A 19016-nucleotide genomic window follows, 5' to 3' on the forward strand; every position below is an offset into this window, starting at 1 on the left:
CCGGTGAGCGACGGGCCAGCGGTCACCACCGCACCCACCCCCGTCGCGGCCGCGCTGAAGGGCCTGTGTCCGCGCTGTGGCGCGCCCGGACTGTTTCGTAGCTGGCTTGATTTTGCCGATCGCTGCAAGGTGTGCGGGCTGGACTATGGCGCGTTCAACGTCGGGGACGGGCCGGCCGCGATCCTGACGCTGGTGCTGGGCGCGCTGGTGGTCGGCACCGCGATCACGATCCAGCTGACGTGGGGCCCGCCGATTTGGCTGCAATTGATTATCTGGCTGCCGGTCACGGTGGGGAGCGTCGTCGGGGCTTTGCGTATCGCCAAGGCGGCATTGCTCGGGTCGGAATTCCGCACCGCCGCGCATGAGGGGCATATCGTGCCACCGGACAGCGAGTCGGATCGGTGAAGGCAATCCCTGTCATCCCTACGATCGTGGTTGGCCTTGCGGTCGCCGCGATGATCGCGCTCGGCGTCTGGCAGCTCCAGCGCCGCGCCGAAAAGGAAGCGCTGCTGGTGCGATACGCGCAGAATATCACGCTGCCGCGCATCACCTTCCCGGCGATCCCGGTTGATGACACGCTGCTGTTTCGCCGTGCGAGCGCCTTCTGCCTCGAACCCGTCAGCTTCGCGATCGAAGGCGGGCGTAATGCCCGCGGCGGCACTGGCTGGCGGCAGATCGCGCAGTGCCGCACCGGCGCAGAAGGTCCAGGCTTCGCCGTTCAACTGGGCTTCGGCACCGATCCGCATGCCAAGCCTGATTGGAAGGGCGGTCCAGTGCGCGGCTATATCAGCCACGCGCCCGATCATGCGCCGATCGTCGCGGCGGCGTTTGGCGGCGCACCCAAGACGCTGATGCTCGTCGCCGATCCGCCAATGGCGGGACTCGACCCCAATCCGGGGCCCGATCTGTCGGCCGTACCCAACAACCATTTGGCCTATGCGGTGCAGTGGTTCGTGTTCGCGAGCCTTGCCGCCTTGATCTATGCGCTGGCGCTGCGTCGTCGCACGGTTGCCGAGTCGCCCGCGCCGCGCTAACCGCAAGCGCCATGCGCTACATCAGCACGCGCGGCTCCGCGCCGACCCTCGATTTCCGCGACGTCACGCTCGCGGGGCTTGCCTCGGATGGCGGGCTGTACCTTCCCGAAAGCTGGCCGAGCTTCTCGCGCGAGCAGATCGCGGCGATGCAGGGCCTGTCCTATGTCGACACCGCCGTGGCGGTGATGCTGCCGTTCGTCACGGGGACGCTGACCGAAGCGGAGCTGCGGGGCTTGTGCACGCAGGCCTATGGCCGCTTCGCGCATGCCGCGGTCGTCCCGCTGGTTCAGCTCGACCAGCAGCATTGGCTGCTGGAGCTGTTCCACGGCCCGACGCTTGCGTTCAAGGATGTCGCGCTGCAATTGCTTGGTCTGCTGTTCGAGCGCTTCTTGAATGGGAGCAGCCAGCAGGTCACCGTGATCGGCGCAACCTCGGGCGATACCGGCTCGGCCGCGATCGATGCGCTGGCCGGGCGCGCCGGGGTCGATGTGTTCATGCTCCACCCCAAGGGCCGCGTGTCCGACGTGCAGCGCCGCCAGATGACCACCGTCATCGCGCCCAACATCCACAATATCGCGCTTGAGGATGCGAGCTTCGACGATTGCCAGGCGTTAGTGAAGGCGATGTTCAACGACGCGGCTTTCTCCGGCAGTTTTGCGCTGTCGGCGGTGAATTCGATCAACTGGGCGCGGCTGATGGCGCAGATCGTCTATTATTTCTACGCCGCTGTCCGCCTCGGTGCGCCCGATCGCGCGGTCGCTTTTGCGGTTCCGACCGGGAATTTCGGCGATGTGTTCGCGGGCTATGTCGCGGCGAAGATGGGGCTGCCCATCGCCAAGCTGATTGTCGCGACCAACGTCAACGACATCCTCCACCGCGCGCTCAGCGTTGGCGACTATTCGCAAGGGACGGTTGTTCCGACGCCCAGCCCTTCGATGGACATTCAGGTTTCGAGCAATTTCGAACGTCTCCTGTTCGATCTCGGCGGCCGCGACGGGCACGCACTCGCCGCGCAGATGCACGGGTTCGAGGGGACCAAGGCGATGCAATTGACCAACGCCCAACGCGCAGCGGCGAACGCACTGTTCGGCAGCGATCGTATCGATCTCGACGATATGGCGCTGGCGATGCGGTGGGCCTTTGATTCGTGCGGTCAAACGATCGATCCGCACACCGCGATCGGCCTTTCTGCGGCGCGCCGCGCCGGATTGGGGGCGGATGTGCCGGTGGTGACGCTCGCCACCGCGCATCCCGCCAAATTCGGCGACGCGGTCGAGCGCGCGACGGGCCAGCGTCCCGCGCTCCCGGCGCGAATCGGTGATCTGTTTGCGCGTGAGGAACGCTATGCGTCGCTGCCGGGGACGTTCGACGCAGTGACGGCCTATATCGCCGCGCGGGCCGTGGCGCGGTGAGCCTGCTGACGCTCATCGCCGAACCGTGGCCCGATTACGGCCTGGTCGACTCCGGCCATGGCCGGAAGCTCGAGCGCTACGGCCGCTTCCGGTTCATCCGCCCCGAACCGCAAGCGATGTGGGCGCCCGCATCGGATAGCTGGGAAGCCGATGGCGATTTCATCGGTGCCTCGGACGAGGAGGGCGGCGGACGCTGGCACCTTTCGCGCGATGTCCCGCGCGGCGGCTGGCACGTGCGATGGGAAGAGGTACTTCTGCTCGCGCAGAACACGCCGTTCCGGCACCTCGCATTCTTCCCCGACATGGCCCCGCAATGGGAATGGATGCGCGCGCAGGTCGCGGAGGGGGATCAGGTGCTCAACCTGTTCGGCTATACCGGCGTCGGGACGCTCGCGCTCGCGGCCAAGGGCGCGGCGATGACGCATGTCGACGCGTCGAAGAAATCGATCGAGGCGGGCAAGGCCAATGCCTTCCTGTCTGACATGGCCGATCGTCCGATCCGCTGGATGGTCGACGACGCCGCCAAATTCGCCGCGCGCGAAGTGCGGCGCGAGAAGCGCTATGACGGGATTTTCCTCGATCCCCCGAAGTTCGGGCGGGGACCCGAGGGCGAAGTGTGGCGGCTCGAGGAGGGCCTACCGGGCCTGATCGCGGATTGCCGCCGCTTGCTGGATAAGGACAGCAAGTTTCTCGTGCTGACGGTCTATGCGGTGCGCATGTCGGCGCTTGCGATCGGAGAAGTGGTGCGGCAGGCGCTGGCTGATCTCGGCGGTACGGTCGAAGTCGGGGAAATGGCGGTGCGCGAGGAAGCACGCGGGTTGTTGCTACCGACCGCGATCTTTGCGCGCTGGTCGCGGGGGTAGAAGAACCCGTTTACTCCATGCCGGCCCGCATCGCCGCGCCCGCCACGAATGGCGCCCCCGCCAGCAGCAACAGGCTGACCGCGCCGAGCAATTTGACCGCACCCATGCCGCCGTCGAGCGACCCCGCGCCGAAAATCAGCAGCGGGACGGCGAGCGGCAGCATCACCAGCCCCGCGACCGATCCCGCCCCGCGCAAGCCCGTTACCAGCGCGGATGTCGCCACCGCGAGCGCCGCCAGCCCCGGCGTGCCGATCAGCAACCCCAGTTCGACCGCGCCCAGCGTCCGCGCGTCGAGTCCGAGCAACCCGGCCGCGACCACCGCCGCCAGCATCAAAGGCGGCCCGAACCCCAGCCAGTGCGCGACGATCTTCGCTGCCGCGACGCTCGGCATCGACAGGCCGCGCACCGCGAGCTGATCGAGCACGCCACTGTCCATGTCCGGACCAATCAGGCGCTCGACCGGCATCAGCGCCGCGAGCAACGCCGCCGCCCAGATCACCCCGCCGCCGATCCGCGCGAGCAGGGCGGTATCCGGGCCGACCGCGAAGGGGAACAGGATCGTCACCAGCAGGAAGAAAGCGAGTGCGTTGGCAACCCCGCCGCTCGCCCAGGCGATCCGCACGTCGCGCGCGATCAGGGTCAGCATGATGGATCCCCGAGTATAACCTCCACCGCGTCCGGCAGCGCGATCGGTGTGTGCGTCGCGACCAGCACCGTGCCGCCGCCCGCGCGGTGTTCGGCGATCAGCCGCTCGAGCATCGCGACGCTCGCCACGTCGAGCCCGTTGGCGGGTTCGTCGAGCAACCACACCGGCGCTCCGCTCGCGACCACGCGCGCGAGCGCGGCGCGGCGGCGCTGCCCGGTCGAGAGCAAGCGCACCGGCACTTCGGCGATGTGCGCCAGGCCGACTGCATCCAACGCCCGCGGCACCCGCTCGCGCGGATCGGGTTCGGCATCGAGCGTGGCCCAAAAGCCGAGCGCATTGAACAGCCGCAACCCCGGATCGAGCGCCGCTGCCTCGGCCAGCAGCGCCCGGATCGGCAACCCGACCACCTCCCCGGCGGCTGGCCGAAGCAATCCTGCGGCGACCCGGATCAAACTCGACTTGCCCACCCCGTTCGGCCCCGACACCAGCGCCGCGCCGCCGCCGGCAATCGCGAACGACAGCCCCTCGAACAAGGTCCGTCCCCCACGGACGCAAGTCACGTCGCGAAACGCCAGCGCGTCGCTCACCGCTCGGCGCTCGCTTCGAGCGCGTGCATATCGGCGTCCGACAGCCCGAAATGGTGGCCGATCTCGTGGATCGTGACATGCGCGACCAGTGCGGTCAGGCCCACCGCGCTATCGACCCATTCGTCGAGGATCGCGCGGCGATACAGATGGATGCGGTCGGGCGGCGCGCCTGAATCCATCGACGATTTCTCGCCCACCGGTCGGCCATGATAGACCCCGCTCAGCTCGAACGGATCCGCGATGCCCAGCGCATCGAGCGTCTCGTCATCGGCGAAATCCTCGACGATCAGCACGACATCATCCAGATGCGCGCGGAATGCGTCCGGCAGCCCCGCGATCGTCGCCCGCGCGATCGCTTCGATCTCGTCGGCAGTCGGCGGGAGTTGATCGGGCGGCACCATCCGCTAAGCCTTACGGCCAAGGCGCGCGGTGCGCCAGCAGGAGAGCTTGTGTGACCGTGGAACCGCTGAACGACGAAGACCGCGCCGAGGCACTCGATACGCTCGACGAATGGGATTTTGACGAAGCGCGCGATGCGATCACGCGGACCTTCACCTTCGCCGATTTCAGTGAAGCGTTCGGTTTCATGGCGCGCGTCGCTTTGCTCGCCGAAAAGGCCGATCATCACCCCGAATGGTCGAACGTGTGGAACCGCGTCGACATCGCGCTGACCACGCACGATGCCGGCGGCCTGTCGCACAAGGACGTGGCGCTGGCTGAGGCGATCGACGCTCTGGTCGGCTAAAATCGTGTTCCTGCTTGCGCAGGAGCACGATCGTTCAGTTGGCCTCGGCAATCCCGCGCCGCATCATCTTGCGCAGACGGCCGGGCATCCAGCGTGCGGCAAAGGCCATGCGGTCGGCGGTCTTGCCGACATAGGTGTGGACCTTGTCGCCGTGCACCGCGTCCCACGCAGCTTGCGCGACGGCATCGACTCCGGTCAGTTCGAGCCCGGCGTTGGTGACGACTTGCTTGATCGAATAGTTGGAATTGCCCGCCGGGGTCGCAAGGAGCGGCGTGTCGATGAAGCTCGGCACAAGATCGCGCACCTTGACGCCTGCACCATACCATTCGCCGTCGAGCGCCTCGCTCAACGAGCGCACGCCGAATTTGGTCGCCGAATAGACCGACAGGCCCGACGACCCGTAAATCGCCGAGGCGGATGCGGTATTGAGCAGGCACGATCCTGGCGTCGTCGACAGATAGGCATACCCAATCTTCGCGCCGTTAAGCACGCCGACCAGATTGATCGCGACGACGCGGTCGAGATCGTCGAAGCTCATCTCGATCAGCGGTCCGCCGGTACCGATCCCGGCATTGTTGAACAAAACGTCGAGCCGCCCGCCGGTGGTGGCGGTAAAGGCGTCGAGGTTGGCGACCCACGCGTCGCGGTCGCGCACGTCCATCGTATAGGTCGTCGCCATGCCGGCGGGGAGCATCGCCGCGGTTTCGGTCAATCCCTTGGCATTGACGTCGGCCAAGCCGACGCGCCAGCCCTTGGCGGCGAACAGCTTCGCAGTCGCCTGACCGATGCCCGATCCGCCGCCGGTGATGAAGATCGCTTTTTGCTCATTCATGTCGCTAACCCCTTTGACGCGTGCGGTACCGTGCCCCACTGTCGCCGTCGATGCTACCATCGCACGACATTGGCCCGGCGGTCACCTTCGACGGCGTTACGAAACGCTATGGCGGCGGCGTAATAGCCGTTGACGGAGTTACGGTAGCGATTGCCGGTGGCAGTTTCGTGGCGCTGGTCGGCTCGTCGGGTTCGGGCAAATCGACGCTGCTGAAGATGATCAACCGCCTGATCGAACCGAGCGAAGGCGTGGTGCGGATCGGCGCGGAGGCGGTGTCGGCGGCTACCCCCTACGCGCTGCGCCGCCGGATCGGCTATGTCTTTCAGAACATCGGCCTGTTCCCGCACATGACCGTCGCCGAGAACATCGCAATCGGTCTGCGATTGGCGGGCGAGAAGGCACGACAGCCCCGCGTTACCGAATTGCTCGATCTGGTCGATCTGCCGCAGGCGTTCGCTGCGCGGATGCCCGATGCGCTGTCCGGCGGGCAGCGCCAGCGGGTCGGCGTTGCCCGCGCGCTTGCCACCGCGCCGGGACTGCTGCTGCTCGATGAACCGTTCGGCGCGCTCGATCCGGTCACGCGCGACCAACTCGGCACCGCGATTCGCGCGCTCCACGACCAGCTCGGCCTCACCACGATCATGGTGACGCACGACATGGCCGAGGCGCTGATCCTCGCCGATCGCGTGCTGGTGATGGATTGCGGCCAAATCGTCGCCGATGCGACCCCGAAGGCCTTGCTCGCGGGCGAGGGCGGCGCGGTCGCCGATGCACTGGTCGCAGTGCCACGCGAGCAAGCGCGGCGGATGCGCGAGCTGGCGGGATGAGCGGCAGCCCGTTCCTCGAAGCGATGACGCGTGTGCCCGATCTGCTCGCGGCGCATCTGTTGCTGGCGGCGTCGGCGTTGATCTTGGGGCTGATCATCAGCCTGCCGCTGGCGATCTGGTCGGCGCGGCGGCCTGGGGTGGCGCGCGTCGCGCTCGGTTTCGCAAGTCTTGTCCAGACGATCCCGAGCCTCGCGCTGCTCGCGCTCTTCTATCCGCTGCTGCTGTTCCTGTCGGGTCTGGTTGGCGGCGGCATTCCGGCGCTCGGTTTCCTGCCGTCGCTGCTCGCGCTGACGCTCTATGCGCTGCTGCCGATCCTGCGCAACGGCGTGACCGGCCTCACCGGGCTCGATCCGGCGGTGATCGAGGCGGCGGATGGTGTCGGCATGACCGCGTGGCAGAAATTGCGGCTGGTCGAGGCCCCGCTCGTCGCGCCGGTGCTGATGGCGGGCATCCGCACCGCGGCGGTGTGGACGATCGGCGCGGCGACGCTCTCCACCACCGTCGGCCAGCCGAGCCTTGGCGACATGATCTTCGCCGGACTCCAGACGCAGAATTGGGCGCTGGTCCTCGCCGGGTGCCTCAGTGCAGCGGCGCTGGCGCTCGCAGTCGATGCGTTGCTCGGCGTGATCGAGCATGGCATCGCCGCACGCAAGCGGATGCGCGCGTTTGTCGCGGCCGGTGTCCTGCTCGTCGGCGTGCTGGTCGCGCTGGCCCCCGCGCTGCCGCGCTCGGACGAGACGATCACCGTCGGCGCGAAAGGCTTTGGCGAGCAATATATCCTCGCGCGGCTGATTGGGCATCGGCTCGAACGTGCCGGCTATCATGTGCAATATCGCGAGGGGCTCGGGTCGGTAGTGGTGTTCGGTGCGCTCAAATCGGGCGCGATCGACGTTTATGTCGATTATTCAGGCACAATCTGGACCAACGAGATGCAGCGCAGCGACATCCCGGCGCGGCCCGCGATGGTCGCGGCGATCGGCGCGTGGACCCAGAAAACGTCGGGCGTCCGGCTGCTCGGCGCGCTGGGGTTCGAAAATGCCTATGCCTTTGCGATGCGCGGGGCGGATGCCAAGGCGAAGGGTATCGGCTCGCTCGACGATCTCGTCTCGGCGGCACCGCGGCTGAAATTGGGCTCCGACCTCGAATTTCTCGAACGGCCCGAATGGGCGGCGATCAAGCGCGCTTATCCGCTCAACTTCGCCGCCGCCAATGCCTATAATCCGACCTTTATGTATCGCGCACTCGAAAGCGGGCAGGCCGATGTGATTTCGGCTTTCTCGTCCGACGGGCGGATCGCCGCGCAGCATCTGACGGTGCTCACCGACCCGCGCGGCGCAATCCCCGGCTATGACGCGATCCTGATGGTCGCGCCGGGGCGGGCCAAGGACGCCAAGCTGATCGCGGCGCTGCAGCCGCTGGTCGGGCGGATCCCGGTCGATGCGATGCGCGCAGCGAATTACCGCGTCGACCGCGACGATGAGAAGGATTCGCCCGAGGCGGCGGCGCGCTGGCTGGAGAAGAAGGTGGGATTGTAAATCGAGCGATATCTCTTGCACCACCCCGGCGAAGGCCGGGGCCCAGTCGCGCTGCCCTGATTGGCGCGCGTAGCATCAGATTACGTCGGCCATCGCAACTGGGCCCCGGCCTTCGCCGGGGTGGAAGTCGGCGTTTTAGCCCCGCACCGCCGTCACGAAATAATCGAGCTTGGTATCGTCGCTCAGCACGAAGCCCTTTGCGACCGAAAACCCCAGACCGCGCACATCGACCACGCGCAAGCCTGCGCCCTCAACCAACGCCGTCAGCGCATCGGGCGTCAGGAACTTGTCCCAATCATGCGTCCCGCGCGGGATTTGGCCGAGCCCTTCGCCGACCGTGATCAGCGCGAGGCGCGAAAGTGCGGTGCGGTTCGGGGTAGAGAGCAATAGCAATCCGCCGGGTGCGAGCGCTCCAGCAAGGCCTGCAATAAACGCGGCAGGATCGGTGACATGCTCGATCACTTCCATGCTGGTGACGAGATCGAAGGTCTCGCCCCCCAACCCTTCGACGCTGCCGGTACGATAGTCGATCGCCAACCCCGATTGCACCGCATGCGCCTGCGCCACCGCGACATTCTCCGCCGCCGCATCCAAACCGGTCACCGCCGCCCCCAACCGCGCGAGCGGCTCGCACAGCAATCCGGCGCCACACCCGACATCGAGCGCGCGCTTGCCCGCCAGCGGCGTGAAGCCCGCCTCGTCGCCATGCCAGTGCGCGTCGATCCGCTCGCGCAGATAGCGCAGCCGCACCGGGTTGAGCCGGTGGAGCATCGCGGAAGATCCCTTCGGGTCCCACCACTCCGCCGCCATAGCGCCGAAATGCGCGGCCTCACCCGCGTCTATGGTGGTTGCGGTTGTTACGGTTGCGCTTGTCATGCGCGCTTTCTATCAGGGCCGCCCCAAGACCCCAAGGCCTCCCTAAGGATTTCTGGCACCCGATGGCGCGTATCGTGATGAAGTTCGGCGGCACTTCGATGGCGGGGATCGAGCGCATCCGCGCGGTCGCGGCACGGGTGAAGCGCGAGGTGGCGGCGGGCAACCAAGTCGCGGTGGTGGTGTCGGCGATGGCGGGGGAAACCGACCGGCTGATCGGCTTCTGCCGCGAGGCCTCGTCGCTCTACGACCCCAAGGAATATGACGTCGTCGTCTCGGCGGGGGAACAGATCACCAGTGGCCTGCTCGCCATTGCCTTGCAGGCGGCGGGCGTTCCGGCGCGGAGCTGGCTCGGCTGGCAATTGCCGATCGCGACGAGCGATGCGCACGCCTCGGCGCGGATCGAGAACATCGACACGAGCGCGCTCGACGCGAGTCTGGCGGCGGGCGAAGTCGCGGTCATCCCCGGTTTCCAGGGCGTCGATGACGACGCGCGGGTCGCCACGCTCGGGCGCGGCGGCTCGGACACCTCGGCGGTGGCGATCGCGGCGGCGATGAAGGCCGATCGCTGCGACATCTACACCGATGTCGACGGTGTCTATACCACCGACCCGCGCATCGTGCCGCGCGCGCGGAAATTGAAGAAAGTCACGTACGAGGAAATGCTCGAACTGGCCTCGGTCGGGGCGAAGGTGTTGCAGACGCGCTCGGTCGGGCTCGCGATGAAGGAAGGCGTGCGCGTGCAAGTGCTGTCCTCCTTCACTGGCGAGGATGCACCGATGGCGGATACGCTGCCGGGAACGATGATCGTGAGCGAAGAGGAATTAGGCGATATGGAACGACAGCTCATCACCGGCATCGCGCACGACAAGAATGAGGCGAAAATCACGCTGATCGCGGTGCCCGACAAGCCCGGCGCAGTGGCGGCGATCTTCGCGCCGCTCGCGGCGGCCAATATCAACGTCGACATGATCATCCAGAACATCGCGCACGCGGCGGGGTCGACCGACGTGACCTTCACCGTTCCCGCTGCCGATCTGGCGCGCTCGATCGAGGTGCTGACGCAGTCGCGTGAGAAGATCGGCTATGAAACGCTGGTCCATGACACGCGGGTCGCGAAGATCTCGGTGGTCGGCGTCGGCATGCGCAGCCATGCCGGTGTCGCGAGCACGATGTTCACGACGCTTGGCGAACGCGGCATCAACATCCAGGCAATCTCGACCAGCGAGATCAAGGTCAGCGTGTTGATCGAGGAGGATTACACCGAACTCGCGGTGCGCGTGCTGCACACGGCGTATGGGCTGGATGCGGAGGACGTCGCGTAGGACAGACCTGCATGTCCGAATGTGGGTGGAGAGCGGTCCGGCAGCTTTCGGGGGCGTTGAACGCTTAGCGGACTATCTGCGCTTCGCCGATCAGCTTTCCCTCCCAAAGGAAGAAGCATCCCGAAGGAGACAACGCTTTCACCGCCTCGCGGCCCGAAAGAAAGACGAAGCCAACGCGGCGCGTCTCTCCCGGCATCATGGGACTATCGACAAGTGGATACCCGTCCCAAGCTTCTCGGCAATTCTTGTCAATGCTACAGGGGCAACCGTAGCCGAGCACTATCGGTAGCGACTTCCCGCCTTCATCTGTTGAGTAAAGATGTAGGTTCACGACCATCTCGGCCGTGCCTTCAGCCAATCGCTCTCGAAGGGTGGTAGCGCGGGGCATAGCCAACCTTAAATCACGATCAGCGAACGTCCGCTAGCATCATCGCGTCGAACGTAGCGCGATGGCGGCAACTCGGGCGCTTTCAGCCGTTCCCTACTCCCCAATAACATGCACCGCCACCGCCCGCCGGTGCGCTGCGCGGCGGTGCTCGAACAGATAGATGCCCTGCCAAATCCCCAAAAGCGGGCGTCCGTCCGCGACCGGGATCGACAGGCTCGTCGCGGTGATCGCGGCGCGGAGGTGGGCGGGCATGTCGTCGGGACCTTCGTCATCATGCTCATAGGCGCGCGATTCGGGTGCGAGCCCCGCGAACCACCGCTCGAGATCGCGGCGCGCGGCGGGGGCGGCATTTTCCTGGATCAGCAACGAACAGGACGTGTGGCGCACGAACAGCGTGAGCAGCCCGGTAGCAATGCCGGTCCCGGCAACCCAGTCGTAAACGTCGCGCGTACAGTCGTGCAGCCCCTGGCCGGGTGTGCGGATGTCGAGTTCGCCAATGTCCTGTCGCATGACATGGGCTTGCCCCAATGCCCCGCGCGGCGCTAGGCCCCGACGATGACACAAACATCTTCGATCGGCGCCGCGCGCCTCTCCGCCCGCATGGCGCGCGGCACCGCTTTCCTCGGCAGCGAGACCGCGATCATCTGCGGCGCGATGTCGTGGGTGAGCGAGCGGCACCTCGTCTCCGCCATCTCGAACGCGGGCGGCTTCGGGTTGATCGCGTGCGGCGCGATGACGCCCGAGCTGCTCGATGCCGAGATCGCCGCGACCAAGACGATGACGGACAAGCCGTTCGGCGTGAACCTCATCACCATGCACCCCGGCCTGTTCGATCTGATCGCGGTCTGCGCGAAGCACCAGGTGACGCACGTCGTGCTCGCAGGCGGGCTTCCCCCGGCGGGTGCGCTCGATGCAATCAAGGCGAGCGGCGCGAAGGTCGTGTGCTTCGCCCCCGCTTTGAGCCTCGCCAAGAAGCTCATCCGCTCGGGCGTCGATGCGCTCGTCGTCGAGGGCATGGAGGCGGGCGGGCATATCGGCCCGGTGTCGACCTCGGTGCTCGCGCAGGAAATCCTGCCCGAAGTCGCCGACAAGGTCCCCGTGTTCGTCGCGGGCGGGATCGGGCGCGGCGAGGCGATCGCGGCCTATCTCGACATGGGCGCGGCGGGCGTGCAGCTCGGCACGCGCTTCGTCTGCGCGACCGAAAGCATCGCGCACGCCAATTTCAAGAAGGCGTTCCTGCGCGCTTCGGCGCGCGATGCGGTGGCGAGCGTCCAGATCGACCCGCGCCTCCCCGTCATCCCGGTGCGCGCGCTGAAGAATGCGGGGGGCGAGCTGTTCACCGCCAAGCAGCGCGAAGTCGCGCAATTGCTCGATGAGGGGAAGGTCGCGATGGCCGAGGCACAGTTGCAGATCGAGCATTATTGGGCGGGGGCGCTGCGCCGCGCGGTGATCGACGGCGATGTCGAGCATGGCTCGCTGATGGCGGGGCAATCGGTCGGGATGGTGACGAAGGAAGAACCGGTTGCCGAGATCATCGCGTTGCTAATGGCAGAAGCGGCGACGGCGCTGGGTCAACGCGCGGCCTGATGCTTGCATTTTGCTAGCATTTTGGTAACATTTACGGATGGCGACACTTACAATCCGACAACTCGACGATGACGTCTACGATCGTCTGAAGCGACGCGCGGTCGCCAATGATCGTTCGGTAGAGGCCGAGGTGCGCCAGATTCTGGGTCAATCCACGTTTGATATCGAAAGCTGGGTTGCCGAATTACGGGCTTTACACGCACAAACGCTCGCGCGGGATGGCCTTCAAGCCGATAGCGTTGCGCTCATTCGTGCCATTCGCGACGAAGAATGATCGTCGTCGACGCCAGCCTCGTCGTCAAATGGCTGGTAGTTGAGGATCAAACCGAACCGGCGATTGCCTTTCTGGAAGCATTTTCCGGTCGTGTTTGTGGACCCGATATCCTGGCCATTGAGGTCGCTGGTGCCATTGTTCGACGTGTCAACGACAGGTCCTTGTCGCTACCGACAGGTGCCGCGATTCTAACGACTTGGCGAACAGCACTTGAGCAGAATCGGGTGACGACGATCCGTGCGACTCCTGCGCTGATCGAACAAGCGGGGCGCTTGGCGATCGAACTCGGCCACCCGCTCGCCGATTGCCTTTACCTGGCGCTGGCAATCGAGCTCGAGTGCGAGCTCGCGACCTGCGACGCGAAATTCCAGGCCAAGGCGTCATCCGCCCACCCCCGCGTCAAACTTCTCTCCGACTTTAGCTGAACCGCAGCATCCCGGTAAATCCGCTCACCAGCCACACCCCGAGCGCCGCCCCGCCGCCAAACACCACCGCGATCAGCAACGACAGGATCCCTGCGACGAACCCGCCCGACCGACGCCGCGCGAAGGTGCGGCGTTGCCCTGGCTTGCCGAGCTTCAACTCGACAAAGCCGGCCGCTGCACCGCCCAAGGCGGTCATGATCAGCGTGATGACGGCACCAACCGGCGTTTGCAGCGCGATCGCGATCGGCAACAGCATTGCGAAGGGGGCTGCCATCGCGAAGGCGGCAAGTAGCTTGGCCACATCGATCTCGTCCTTCGCAACCGGCGCGACCGCGAGCAGATCGGGCGAATCCTCGGCCGACACCGCGAGCCACGCAAAACTGCCGACGAGCTGGCTCGCGATCAGCACGCTGCCAAAGGCGAGGACCGCCGGGACCGGCAGCGCGTTGCCGCGCCCGAACGCCACGAACAGCAGCGGGGCCATGTACACCAGCCGCAGCACGATCTGGAACGCCAGCGCGGGATCGCGCACCAGCAAGCGCCATTCCTTGGCAAAGACCGCGCGGGTGAGCCGGGCATGGAACAGCCGCCCGCTCGCGCGGCCCGTCGGCTTGCTGCGCGACAGACGCGTGCTGCCATCCTGATAGCCCGACAGGAACAGCCGCTGCAGCGTCGCGCCCGCGCCCACGAACAGGAACAATGCGCCGCCGAGCAGAAGCACGATCGCCAGCGGATCGCCAAACCCGGCCTGGCCGGGCAGCCCGCTCAGCCCTTCGGTGCCGAGCCCGTCGGCGCGCAGCCGCTCGAACAGCGCGATCGTCGCGCCGCCCCTGCGGTCGGCGTGCGACAGCAATTGCGAACCAAGGAACACTGCGCCGCCGACGAGCGCTGCCAGGATTTGCCCGACGGTGCGGGCCGCGCGCGGGCCGATCAGCGTTGCGATCGTGAGCGTCAAGGCAAGCCCGATCGCTGCGGCAGCGAGCGCGATTGCCGCCAGCAACGCGACCAGCCCGAACAACCGCGGATGCCCCAGGATCGCGACCGGCACGATGATCGGCAACAGCAGCATCGTATAGGTGAGCGCGATCGTCCCCGCGATGCCAAGCAGCTTGGCCAGCAACACGGTCCGCTCCGGAATCGGCGCGGAGAAGAGCAAGGCGAGATCGCCATTTTCGTACAGCGTCCGCTGGCTGCCGATCATCGCTTGCGCGGTCATGAAGGTGAGAGCGGCAATGCTGATGCCGAGGACGGCGACCCGCACTTCGGGCAGGATCGGGAGCGGCGTGTCGCGCAACGCCCAAGCGATCGTGCAGCCGAGCGCCAGCCACGCCAGCGCAAGCAATGCGCCAATGATTTGCGTTGCCCCCGCCCCCGCCCCCCGCACAGCCGCCCGATCAGCCCGCGGCGCCCCCCACGCCGGCTTGATCGCGTCGCCAGCCGCAATTCATGCAAGGCGAGCCAGGCAAAGCCGCCGGGGCGCGTCCGTCGCATCGCCCAGTTCATATAGCGGTTACTGCGTGCGCGGCCGGATCGGTCAAGCGAATGAAGGTGTCCTCCAGCGTCATGCCCGCCGTCCCCGCACTCTCGCGCAATTCGTCGAGCGTGCCTTCGGCGAGCAACTTTCCCCCACCAATGATGCCGATCCTGTCGGCCATGCGCTCGGCGACCTCGAGAATATGCGTCGTGACGATCACCGTCTTGCCGGCATCGACTTGCGCGCGCAAAGCGTCCTTGACCGACCGCGCCATGCTCGCGTCGAGCCCGGTCAGCGGCTCGTCGAGGATCAGCAATTGCGGATCGTGGATCAATGCGCCGGCCAGCGCGACCTTCTGCTTCATCCCGCGCGAAAATCCCTCGCACCGCGTATCGCGCTGCTCCCACAGATCGAGCCAGTGGAGCAGCCGGTCGGCTTCGCCGGCGGCATATTGCGGGTCCATCCGCCACAATCCGGCGACGAAGGCGAGATATTCCAGCGGCGAGAGCTTGTCGTACAGCATCGCCTCGTCGGGCAACCACGCGGTGATCGCCTTGGCGGCGAGCGGATCGCGCAACGCGTCCACGCCGAAGATGTGGATCGTGCCGGCATCGGGCTTGGCCAACCCCGCGACCATCCGCAACGTCGTCGTCTTGCCCGCGCCATTTGGCCCGAGCAACGCATAAAGCTGCCCGGCGGCGATCTCGAGATCGAGCCCGGCGATGACGGGCTTGTCGAAGGTCTTGGCGAGGCCGCGGATGCGCAAGGCGGGCAGGGGCGGTGAATCGGTCATGTGTCCTGTTTAAGCGATACACCGGGGCCGTCCAGCCGGAACAGTGCCTCGACCGGACGGTCGAGCGCTGCCGCGAGCTTGAGGGCGAGGATCGTCGAGGGCACGAACACACCGTTCTCGACCGTGTTGATCGTCTTGCGGCTGACGCCCACGCGCTCGGCCAGCGCCGCCTGGGTCAGGCCGAGGCGTTCGCGTTCGTCTTTCAGCGTGTTGCGGAGGGTTTCGGCCATTCAGCGCGCGGCCCGGAGTTCAAGCGTCGCAAGATGGACTTGCGCCACCGCGATTGCGGCGGTGAAGATGATCCGCGCGCTGTCGTCGGCCGAGAGGATCCCGGGCACGCTGCCAACCGCAAGCATCACGGCGGCGGCGAGCAATCCTGCCCAAAAGCCGATCGCGCTGCTGGCGCGGCGATGCTCGCGCGTGACCTCATCCTCGAGCAATTGAGCCAACGGTCCGCTTTTCAGCCGCGTCGCCAGCGGCGACAGATACAGCACCGAGACGAACGTGAAGCCGAGCCACATCCCCTGAAAGAACGACGGTCGCCACGGCGCGAAGGTCAGGCCGAGCATCACGACGGTGAAGGCGGCAAAGACGTATAAACCCAGTGCACGCGCGCGCGCCTTGCGTTCGGCGAGGTCGATCAGGCTCATGATGCTATCCCTTCGATTAGTAACCTATGGGTTACATGTAACCTAGGCGTTACTCGTGCGCAAGCCCCGTTTCGTCGCGCGGGGGTTTTCGTGTGGCCGCCGTGCCGTTACAGGCGAAGCCATGCCGTCACTCGACCTCGATATGCCCGCCACGGGCCGCATCGTCGCGGGCGAGCACCGTTTCCCGATTCGCGTCTATTTCGAGGACACCGATCTGTCGGGGATCGTCTATCACGCCAATTACCTGCGCTACATGGAACGGGCACGCTCCGACATGCTGCGGCTGGCCGGGGTCGATCAGCGGCGCCATCAGGAGGCAGGCGGCGGGGCCTATGCCGTGACCGCGCTGAACATCCGCTATCGCGCGCCCGCCAAGCTCGATGATGCGCTGCTCGTGCTGACGCGTCTTACCCAAGTCCGCGCGGCATCGGTCGATATTCAGCAACGAGTCATGCGCGGTGGTGCGGTGCTGACCCACGCAGAGGTGACGGCGGCGTTGGTCGGCGCATCGGGGCGGCCGCAGCGCCAGCCCAAAGAATGGATCGCGGCGTTTGCCCGCGTGATGGAATCAGGGGACAATCTTTCGTGACCAGCCTTGCCCTCAACACCGATGCGACGTCCCTGTCGCCGATCGGCATCTTCCTCCACGCCGATCCGGTGGTGCAAATCGTGATGGTCGGGCTGTTGCTCGCCAGCATCTGGACCTGGGCGATCATTCTCGGCTTTTTCTTCCGGCTCGGTGCCACGCGCCGCAAGACCGAACGCTTCGAGCGCGATTTCTGGAAGGCCGAGGATATCGACGCCTTCCACCGCATTGAAGGCGAAAGCGATTTGCCGATCGCCAAGGTCTTCGCCGCCGGCGTGGCCGAATGGCGCCGCTCGACCGCGGGCGGCCAGGTCGATCGCGGCGGCACGCGCGAGCGGCTGGCAACCGCAATGGGCGCGGCGGTCGCGGGCGAGATCGACGCACTGTCGGACCGGTTGAACATCCTCGCGACGGTCGGGGCGGTGGCACCGTTTGTCGGGCTGTTCGGCACGGTGTGGGGCATCATGCGCAGCTTCACCAGCATCGCGGCGGCGCAGAATACGTCGCTTGCCATTGTCGCCCCCGGCATTGCCGAGGCGCTGTTCGCGACCGCGATCGGCCTGTTCGCGGCCATTCCGGCGGTGATCGCCTACAATCGCTTCAGCCACGGCATCAACCGCATCGAAGCGCGGCTGAACCGCTTCGCCGACGGGTTTCACGCGACCTTGAGCCGCCAGCTCGAGAGCGAGGTGAAGCGGTGAGGGGCTTGCGTACTTCATTCCCCTCCCGCTTGCGGGAGGGGCTAGGGGAGGGGAGTGCCGCGAGCACTGTCCTTGGCCGAATCGCCCTCCCCCAACCCCTCCCACAAGTGGGAGGGGAGTTTTAAGCGATGGCGATCAACCTTCCCTCGCAACGCGGCCGTGGGCGGCGCGCGCCGATGGCGGATATCAACGTTACGCCGTTGGTCGACGTGATGCTGGTGCTGCTGATCATCTTCATGGTCACCGCGCCGCTGCTGACGGCGGGGGTGCCGGTGCAACTCCCCGATGCCCGCGCGAAAGCCGTGGAGCAGGATCAGAAGCCCGTCGAAATCTCGCTCGATCGCGCGGGCAAGCTGTATGTCGACAAGGATGAAGTGAGCGAGGCGCTGCTGCCCGACATCCTGTCGCAGCTCGTCGCCAAGGGTGATCCGGCCAAACCGCCGCAAGTGTTGCTGCGCGCCGACAAGGGCCTCGATTATGGCCGCGTGATGCGCGTGATGGGCGAACTCAACCGCGCCGGGCTCAACCGCGTCGCGCTCGTGACGGTCGAACAGGGCAGCAAATGACACGGAACGAGGGTGTCGGACTGGCCGTGGCCGCGATCGGCCATGTCGCTTTGTTCGCGATCCTTTCGGTCGTGTGGTTGGCCAAGCCGGTGCCGCTGCCGACCCCCAAGCCGATCGAGGTGTCGCTGGTCGACGCGGTCGCGCTCGATCAGCAGGCACCACCCGCTCCCGAACCACCCGCGCAATCCACTGCGCCCGATCAGGGCCCGCCCGAAGACGCCCCGCCGCCGGCCAAGGCACCCGAGCCTGCGCCCGACCCGGCCCCGCCCAAACCGCAGCCCGCAGCTGTCCCCCCGCCCAAGCCAGCGGCCAAGCCCGTGCCGTCGGTGAACAAGCCTGTCGCCGAAAAGGTCGAGAAGCCGGCCAAGGCGAAGGCCGCGCCGGTCAAGGCGGCAGCGCCCCCGGCCAAAGCGGTCGCGGCCACCAAGGCGGCGGGGGCCAATTCCAGCGCGACCAAGGCCAAAGCGACCGGATCGCTGCTCGACGACGATTTCCGCAAAGGCCTGTCGCAAACGCCGTCCAAGGCCAAATCGCCCGATGCCGCCCCCGGCGCGACGATGGATGCCAAGGCCGCCGCCGATATCGGTTCGGCGATCCGGCGGCAGGTCCAGCCGTGCGCCGACCGCCAAGTCAATCCAGGACCCGGCGCGTCGCGAATCGTGGTGACGATCGCGCTGTCGCTCAATCGCGACGGCTCGCTTGCGGCACGGCCCAGCGTGTCGGGGGATCATGGCGGCGTCGATGACGAAAATCGGCGCTATGTCGATGCGGTCGATCGCAACGCGATCGCCACATTTTCGGGCTGCGCGCCGCTGCGGGGGCTTCCGCCCGAGCTTTATGACGTGCCGCGCGGGTGGAAGACCTTTAAGCTACGCTACAAACTTCCGGGCTGA

The 19016-nt window shown here is 66.5% G+C and carries 25 protein-coding genes; 15 read left to right on the forward strand and 10 right to left on the reverse strand.

Annotation, left to right across the window (positions count from 1 at the left end; translation table 11 throughout):
• The first annotated feature begins 3 nt into the window (after positions 1-3).
• From IEV62_RS07820 to IEV62_RS07835, 4 genes are read left to right on the forward strand one after another with little or no spacing between them, the layout of a single operon-like run.
• Complete coding sequence (locus tag IEV62_RS07820) at positions 4-405, forward strand: DUF983 domain-containing protein (protein WP_229732920.1); 402 nt, start codon at positions 4-6, stop codon at positions 403-405.
• Positions 402-1034, forward strand: coding sequence for an SURF1 family protein (locus IEV62_RS07825; RefSeq protein ID WP_188446301.1), 633 nt, complete (start codon positions 402-404; stop codon positions 1032-1034). The genes IEV62_RS07820 and IEV62_RS07825 overlap by 4 nt, the downstream gene beginning before the upstream one ends.
• An 11-nt stretch (positions 1035-1045) precedes the next feature.
• A complete protein-coding gene (gene thrC, locus IEV62_RS07830) occupies positions 1046-2446 on the forward strand; it encodes a threonine synthase (RefSeq protein WP_188446302.1) in 1401 nt (466 codons plus the stop codon).
• On the forward strand, positions 2443-3309 hold the full coding sequence (locus tag IEV62_RS07835) for an RsmD family RNA methyltransferase (protein ID WP_188446303.1): 867 nt from the start codon (positions 2443-2445) through the stop codon (positions 3307-3309). The genes thrC and IEV62_RS07835 overlap by 4 nt, the downstream gene beginning before the upstream one ends.
• 10 nt (positions 3310-3319) lie before the next feature.
• Here the strand turns inward: IEV62_RS07835 and IEV62_RS07840 are convergent, their stop codons facing one another.
• Genes IEV62_RS07840 through IEV62_RS07850 form a run of 3 tightly spaced genes read right to left on the reverse strand, consistent with a single transcriptional unit; the run spans position 3320 to position 4943 of the window.
• Complete coding sequence (locus tag IEV62_RS07840; protein ID WP_188446304.1) at positions 3320-3955, reverse strand: heme exporter protein CcmB; 636 nt, start codon at positions 3953-3955, stop codon at positions 3320-3322.
• Positions 3949-4542 carry a heme ABC exporter ATP-binding protein CcmA gene (gene ccmA, locus IEV62_RS07845; protein WP_188446305.1) on the reverse strand — a complete coding sequence of 198 codons (594 nt, stop codon included), beginning with the start codon at positions 4540-4542 and terminating at the stop codon, positions 3949-3951. Before ccmA ends, IEV62_RS07840 begins: the two co-directional genes overlap by 7 nt.
• The gene (locus IEV62_RS07850; RefSeq protein WP_188446306.1) at positions 4539-4943 is read right to left on the reverse strand and encodes a metallopeptidase family protein; all 405 of its coding nucleotides are present in this window, start codon (positions 4941-4943) and stop codon (positions 4539-4541) included. Before IEV62_RS07850 ends, ccmA begins: the two co-directional genes overlap by 4 nt.
• Positions 4944-4993: 50 nt before the next feature.
• Between IEV62_RS07850 and IEV62_RS07855 the strand changes: the two genes are divergently transcribed.
• Positions 4994-5287: a 4a-hydroxytetrahydrobiopterin dehydratase gene (locus tag IEV62_RS07855; protein ID WP_188446307.1), complete on the forward strand. Its 294-nt coding sequence runs from the start codon at positions 4994-4996 to the stop codon at positions 5285-5287.
• A 34-nt stretch (positions 5288-5321) separates the two neighbouring features.
• Here IEV62_RS07855 and IEV62_RS07860 read toward each other — a convergent pair whose 3' ends face one another.
• Entirely contained in the window at positions 5322-6119 is a 798-nt protein-coding gene (locus IEV62_RS07860) for an SDR family oxidoreductase (protein ID WP_188446308.1), read from the reverse strand.
• Positions 6120-6169: 50 nt separating this feature from the next.
• Here IEV62_RS07860 and IEV62_RS07865 point away from each other — a divergent pair, with 50 nt between their 5' ends.
• Together IEV62_RS07865 and IEV62_RS07870 are read left to right on the forward strand one after the other, a co-directional pair.
• Positions 6170-6946 carry an ATP-binding cassette domain-containing protein gene (locus IEV62_RS07865; protein WP_188446372.1) on the forward strand — a complete coding sequence of 259 codons (777 nt, stop codon included), beginning with the start codon at positions 6170-6172 and terminating at the stop codon, positions 6944-6946.
• Positions 6943-8481, forward strand: a complete 1539-nt coding sequence (locus IEV62_RS07870; RefSeq protein ID WP_188446309.1) for an ABC transporter permease/substrate-binding protein — start codon at positions 6943-6945, stop codon at positions 8479-8481. Before IEV62_RS07865 ends, IEV62_RS07870 begins: the two co-directional genes overlap by 4 nt.
• A gap of 135 nt (positions 8482-8616) precedes the next feature.
• On the opposite strand, the gene ubiG is transcribed toward IEV62_RS07870, so the two are convergent.
• On the reverse strand, positions 8617-9357 hold the full coding sequence (gene ubiG / locus IEV62_RS07875) for a bifunctional 2-polyprenyl-6-hydroxyphenol methylase/3-demethylubiquinol 3-O-methyltransferase UbiG (RefSeq protein WP_188446310.1): 741 nt from the start codon (positions 9355-9357) through the stop codon (positions 8617-8619).
• 62 nt (positions 9358-9419) lie between these two features.
• Between ubiG and IEV62_RS07880 the strand changes: the two genes are divergently transcribed.
• Positions 9420-10679, forward strand: a complete 1260-nt coding sequence (locus tag IEV62_RS07880) for an aspartate kinase (protein ID WP_188446311.1) — start codon at positions 9420-9422, stop codon at positions 10677-10679.
• Between the two features lie 481 nt (positions 10680-11160).
• On the opposite strand, the gene IEV62_RS07885 is transcribed toward IEV62_RS07880, so the two are convergent.
• Positions 11161-11577 carry a secondary thiamine-phosphate synthase enzyme YjbQ gene (locus tag IEV62_RS07885; protein WP_188446312.1) on the reverse strand — a complete coding sequence of 139 codons (417 nt, stop codon included), beginning with the start codon at positions 11575-11577 and terminating at the stop codon, positions 11161-11163.
• A 45-nt stretch (positions 11578-11622) separates the two neighbouring features.
• On the opposite strand from IEV62_RS07885, the gene IEV62_RS07890 reads away from it, so the two are divergent.
• Genes IEV62_RS07890 through IEV62_RS07900 form a run of 3 tightly spaced genes read left to right on the forward strand, consistent with a single transcriptional unit; the run spans position 11623 to position 13353 of the window.
• Positions 11623-12654, forward strand: a complete 1032-nt coding sequence (locus IEV62_RS07890; protein WP_188446313.1) for an NAD(P)H-dependent flavin oxidoreductase — start codon at positions 11623-11625, stop codon at positions 12652-12654.
• 37 nt (positions 12655-12691) lie between these two features.
• Complete coding sequence (locus tag IEV62_RS07895) at positions 12692-12928, forward strand: FitA-like ribbon-helix-helix domain-containing protein (RefSeq protein WP_188446314.1); 237 nt, start codon at positions 12692-12694, stop codon at positions 12926-12928.
• Positions 12925-13353 (forward strand): type II toxin-antitoxin system VapC family toxin, encoded by a 429-nt coding sequence (locus tag IEV62_RS07900; RefSeq protein ID WP_188446315.1) that lies wholly within the window; start codon positions 12925-12927, stop codon positions 13351-13353. Before IEV62_RS07895 ends, IEV62_RS07900 begins: the two co-directional genes overlap by 4 nt.
• On the opposite strand, the gene IEV62_RS07905 is transcribed toward IEV62_RS07900, so the two are convergent.
• The 4 genes from IEV62_RS07905 to IEV62_RS07920 all read right to left on the reverse strand — a co-directional run bounded on the left by IEV62_RS07905 (position 13346) and on the right by IEV62_RS07920 (position 16270).
• Positions 13346-14695 (reverse strand): hypothetical protein, encoded by a 1350-nt coding sequence (locus IEV62_RS07905; RefSeq protein ID WP_229732921.1) that lies wholly within the window; start codon positions 14693-14695, stop codon positions 13346-13348. The genes IEV62_RS07900 and IEV62_RS07905 overlap by 8 nt on opposite strands.
• Positions 14696-14852: 157 nt before the next feature.
• Positions 14853-15620, reverse strand: a complete 768-nt coding sequence (locus tag IEV62_RS07910) for an ABC transporter ATP-binding protein (protein WP_188446316.1) — start codon at positions 15618-15620, stop codon at positions 14853-14855.
• The gene (locus IEV62_RS07915; protein WP_188446317.1) at positions 15617-15850 is read right to left on the reverse strand and encodes a helix-turn-helix transcriptional regulator; all 234 of its coding nucleotides are present in this window, start codon (positions 15848-15850) and stop codon (positions 15617-15619) included. The genes IEV62_RS07910 and IEV62_RS07915 overlap by 4 nt, the downstream gene beginning before the upstream one ends.
• A complete protein-coding gene (locus tag IEV62_RS07920; RefSeq protein ID WP_188446318.1) occupies positions 15851-16270 on the reverse strand; it encodes a hypothetical protein in 420 nt (139 codons plus the stop codon). It abuts the gene before it with no gap.
• Positions 16271-16391: 121 nt separating this feature from the next.
• Between IEV62_RS07920 and ybgC the strand changes: the two genes are divergently transcribed.
• From ybgC to tolA, 4 genes are all read left to right on the forward strand, one after another.
• Positions 16392-16859, forward strand: a complete 468-nt coding sequence (gene ybgC, locus IEV62_RS07925; protein WP_308510714.1) for a tol-pal system-associated acyl-CoA thioesterase — start codon at positions 16392-16394, stop codon at positions 16857-16859.
• Positions 16856-17557, forward strand: coding sequence for a protein TolQ (tolQ, locus tag IEV62_RS07930; RefSeq protein WP_229732922.1), 702 nt, complete (start codon positions 16856-16858; stop codon positions 17555-17557). Before ybgC ends, tolQ begins: the two co-directional genes overlap by 4 nt.
• Positions 17558-17685: 128 nt before the next feature.
• Positions 17686-18123 carry a protein TolR gene (tolR, locus tag IEV62_RS07935; RefSeq protein ID WP_188446320.1) on the forward strand — a complete coding sequence of 146 codons (438 nt, stop codon included), beginning with the start codon at positions 17686-17688 and terminating at the stop codon, positions 18121-18123.
• Entirely contained in the window at positions 18120-19016 is an 897-nt protein-coding gene (tolA, locus tag IEV62_RS07940) for a cell envelope integrity protein TolA (protein WP_188446321.1), read from the forward strand. Before tolR ends, tolA begins: the two co-directional genes overlap by 4 nt.

This window comes from Sphingomonas psychrolutea (assembly GCF_014636175.1).
Taxonomy (GTDB): Bacteria; Pseudomonadota; Alphaproteobacteria; order Sphingomonadales; family Sphingomonadaceae; genus Sphingomonas; species Sphingomonas psychrolutea.

What these genes read in the sequence shown, in the direction of transcription:
- thrC (WP_188446302.1), top strand. Translation starts at nt 1,046, where the DNA reads ATGCGCTACATCAGCACGCGCGGCTCCGCGCCGACCCTCGATTTCCGC.
- IEV62_RS07840 (WP_188446304.1), bottom strand. Translation starts at nt 3,955, where the DNA reads ATGCTGACCCTGATCGCGCGCGACGTGCGGATCGCCTGGGCGAGCGGC.
- IEV62_RS07850 (WP_188446306.1), bottom strand. Translation starts at nt 4,943, where the DNA reads ATGGTGCCGCCCGATCAACTCCCGCCGACTGCCGACGAGATCGAAGCG.
- IEV62_RS07860 (WP_188446308.1), bottom strand. Translation starts at nt 6,119, where the DNA reads ATGAATGAGCAAAAAGCGATCTTCATCACCGGCGGCGGATCGGGCATC.
- IEV62_RS07865 (WP_188446372.1), top strand. Translation starts at nt 6,170, where the DNA reads ATGCTACCATCGCACGACATTGGCCCGGCGGTCACCTTCGACGGCGTT.
- IEV62_RS07870 (WP_188446309.1), top strand. Translation starts at nt 6,943, where the DNA reads ATGAGCGGCAGCCCGTTCCTCGAAGCGATGACGCGTGTGCCCGATCTG.
- ubiG (WP_188446310.1), bottom strand. Translation starts at nt 9,357, where the DNA reads ATGACAAGCGCAACCGTAACAACCGCAACCACCATAGACGCGGGTGAG.
- IEV62_RS07880 (WP_188446311.1), top strand. Translation starts at nt 9,420, where the DNA reads ATGGCGCGTATCGTGATGAAGTTCGGCGGCACTTCGATGGCGGGGATC.
- IEV62_RS07885 (WP_188446312.1), bottom strand. Translation starts at nt 11,577, where the DNA reads ATGCGACAGGACATTGGCGAACTCGACATCCGCACACCCGGCCAGGGG.
- IEV62_RS07890 (WP_188446313.1), top strand. Translation starts at nt 11,623, where the DNA reads ATGACACAAACATCTTCGATCGGCGCCGCGCGCCTCTCCGCCCGCATG.
- IEV62_RS07895 (WP_188446314.1), top strand. Translation starts at nt 12,692, where the DNA reads ATGGCGACACTTACAATCCGACAACTCGACGATGACGTCTACGATCGT.
- IEV62_RS07900 (WP_188446315.1), top strand. Translation starts at nt 12,925, where the DNA reads ATGATCGTCGTCGACGCCAGCCTCGTCGTCAAATGGCTGGTAGTTGAG.
- IEV62_RS07910 (WP_188446316.1), bottom strand. Translation starts at nt 15,620, where the DNA reads ATGACCGATTCACCGCCCCTGCCCGCCTTGCGCATCCGCGGCCTCGCC.
- IEV62_RS07915 (WP_188446317.1), bottom strand. Translation starts at nt 15,850, where the DNA reads ATGGCCGAAACCCTCCGCAACACGCTGAAAGACGAACGCGAACGCCTC.
- IEV62_RS07920 (WP_188446318.1), bottom strand. Translation starts at nt 16,270, where the DNA reads ATGAGCCTGATCGACCTCGCCGAACGCAAGGCGCGCGCGCGTGCACTG.
- ybgC (WP_308510714.1), top strand. Translation starts at nt 16,392, where the DNA reads ATGCCGTCACTCGACCTCGATATGCCCGCCACGGGCCGCATCGTCGCG.
- tolR (WP_188446320.1), top strand. Translation starts at nt 17,686, where the DNA reads ATGGCGATCAACCTTCCCTCGCAACGCGGCCGTGGGCGGCGCGCGCCG.
- tolA (WP_188446321.1), top strand. Translation starts at nt 18,120, where the DNA reads ATGACACGGAACGAGGGTGTCGGACTGGCCGTGGCCGCGATCGGCCAT.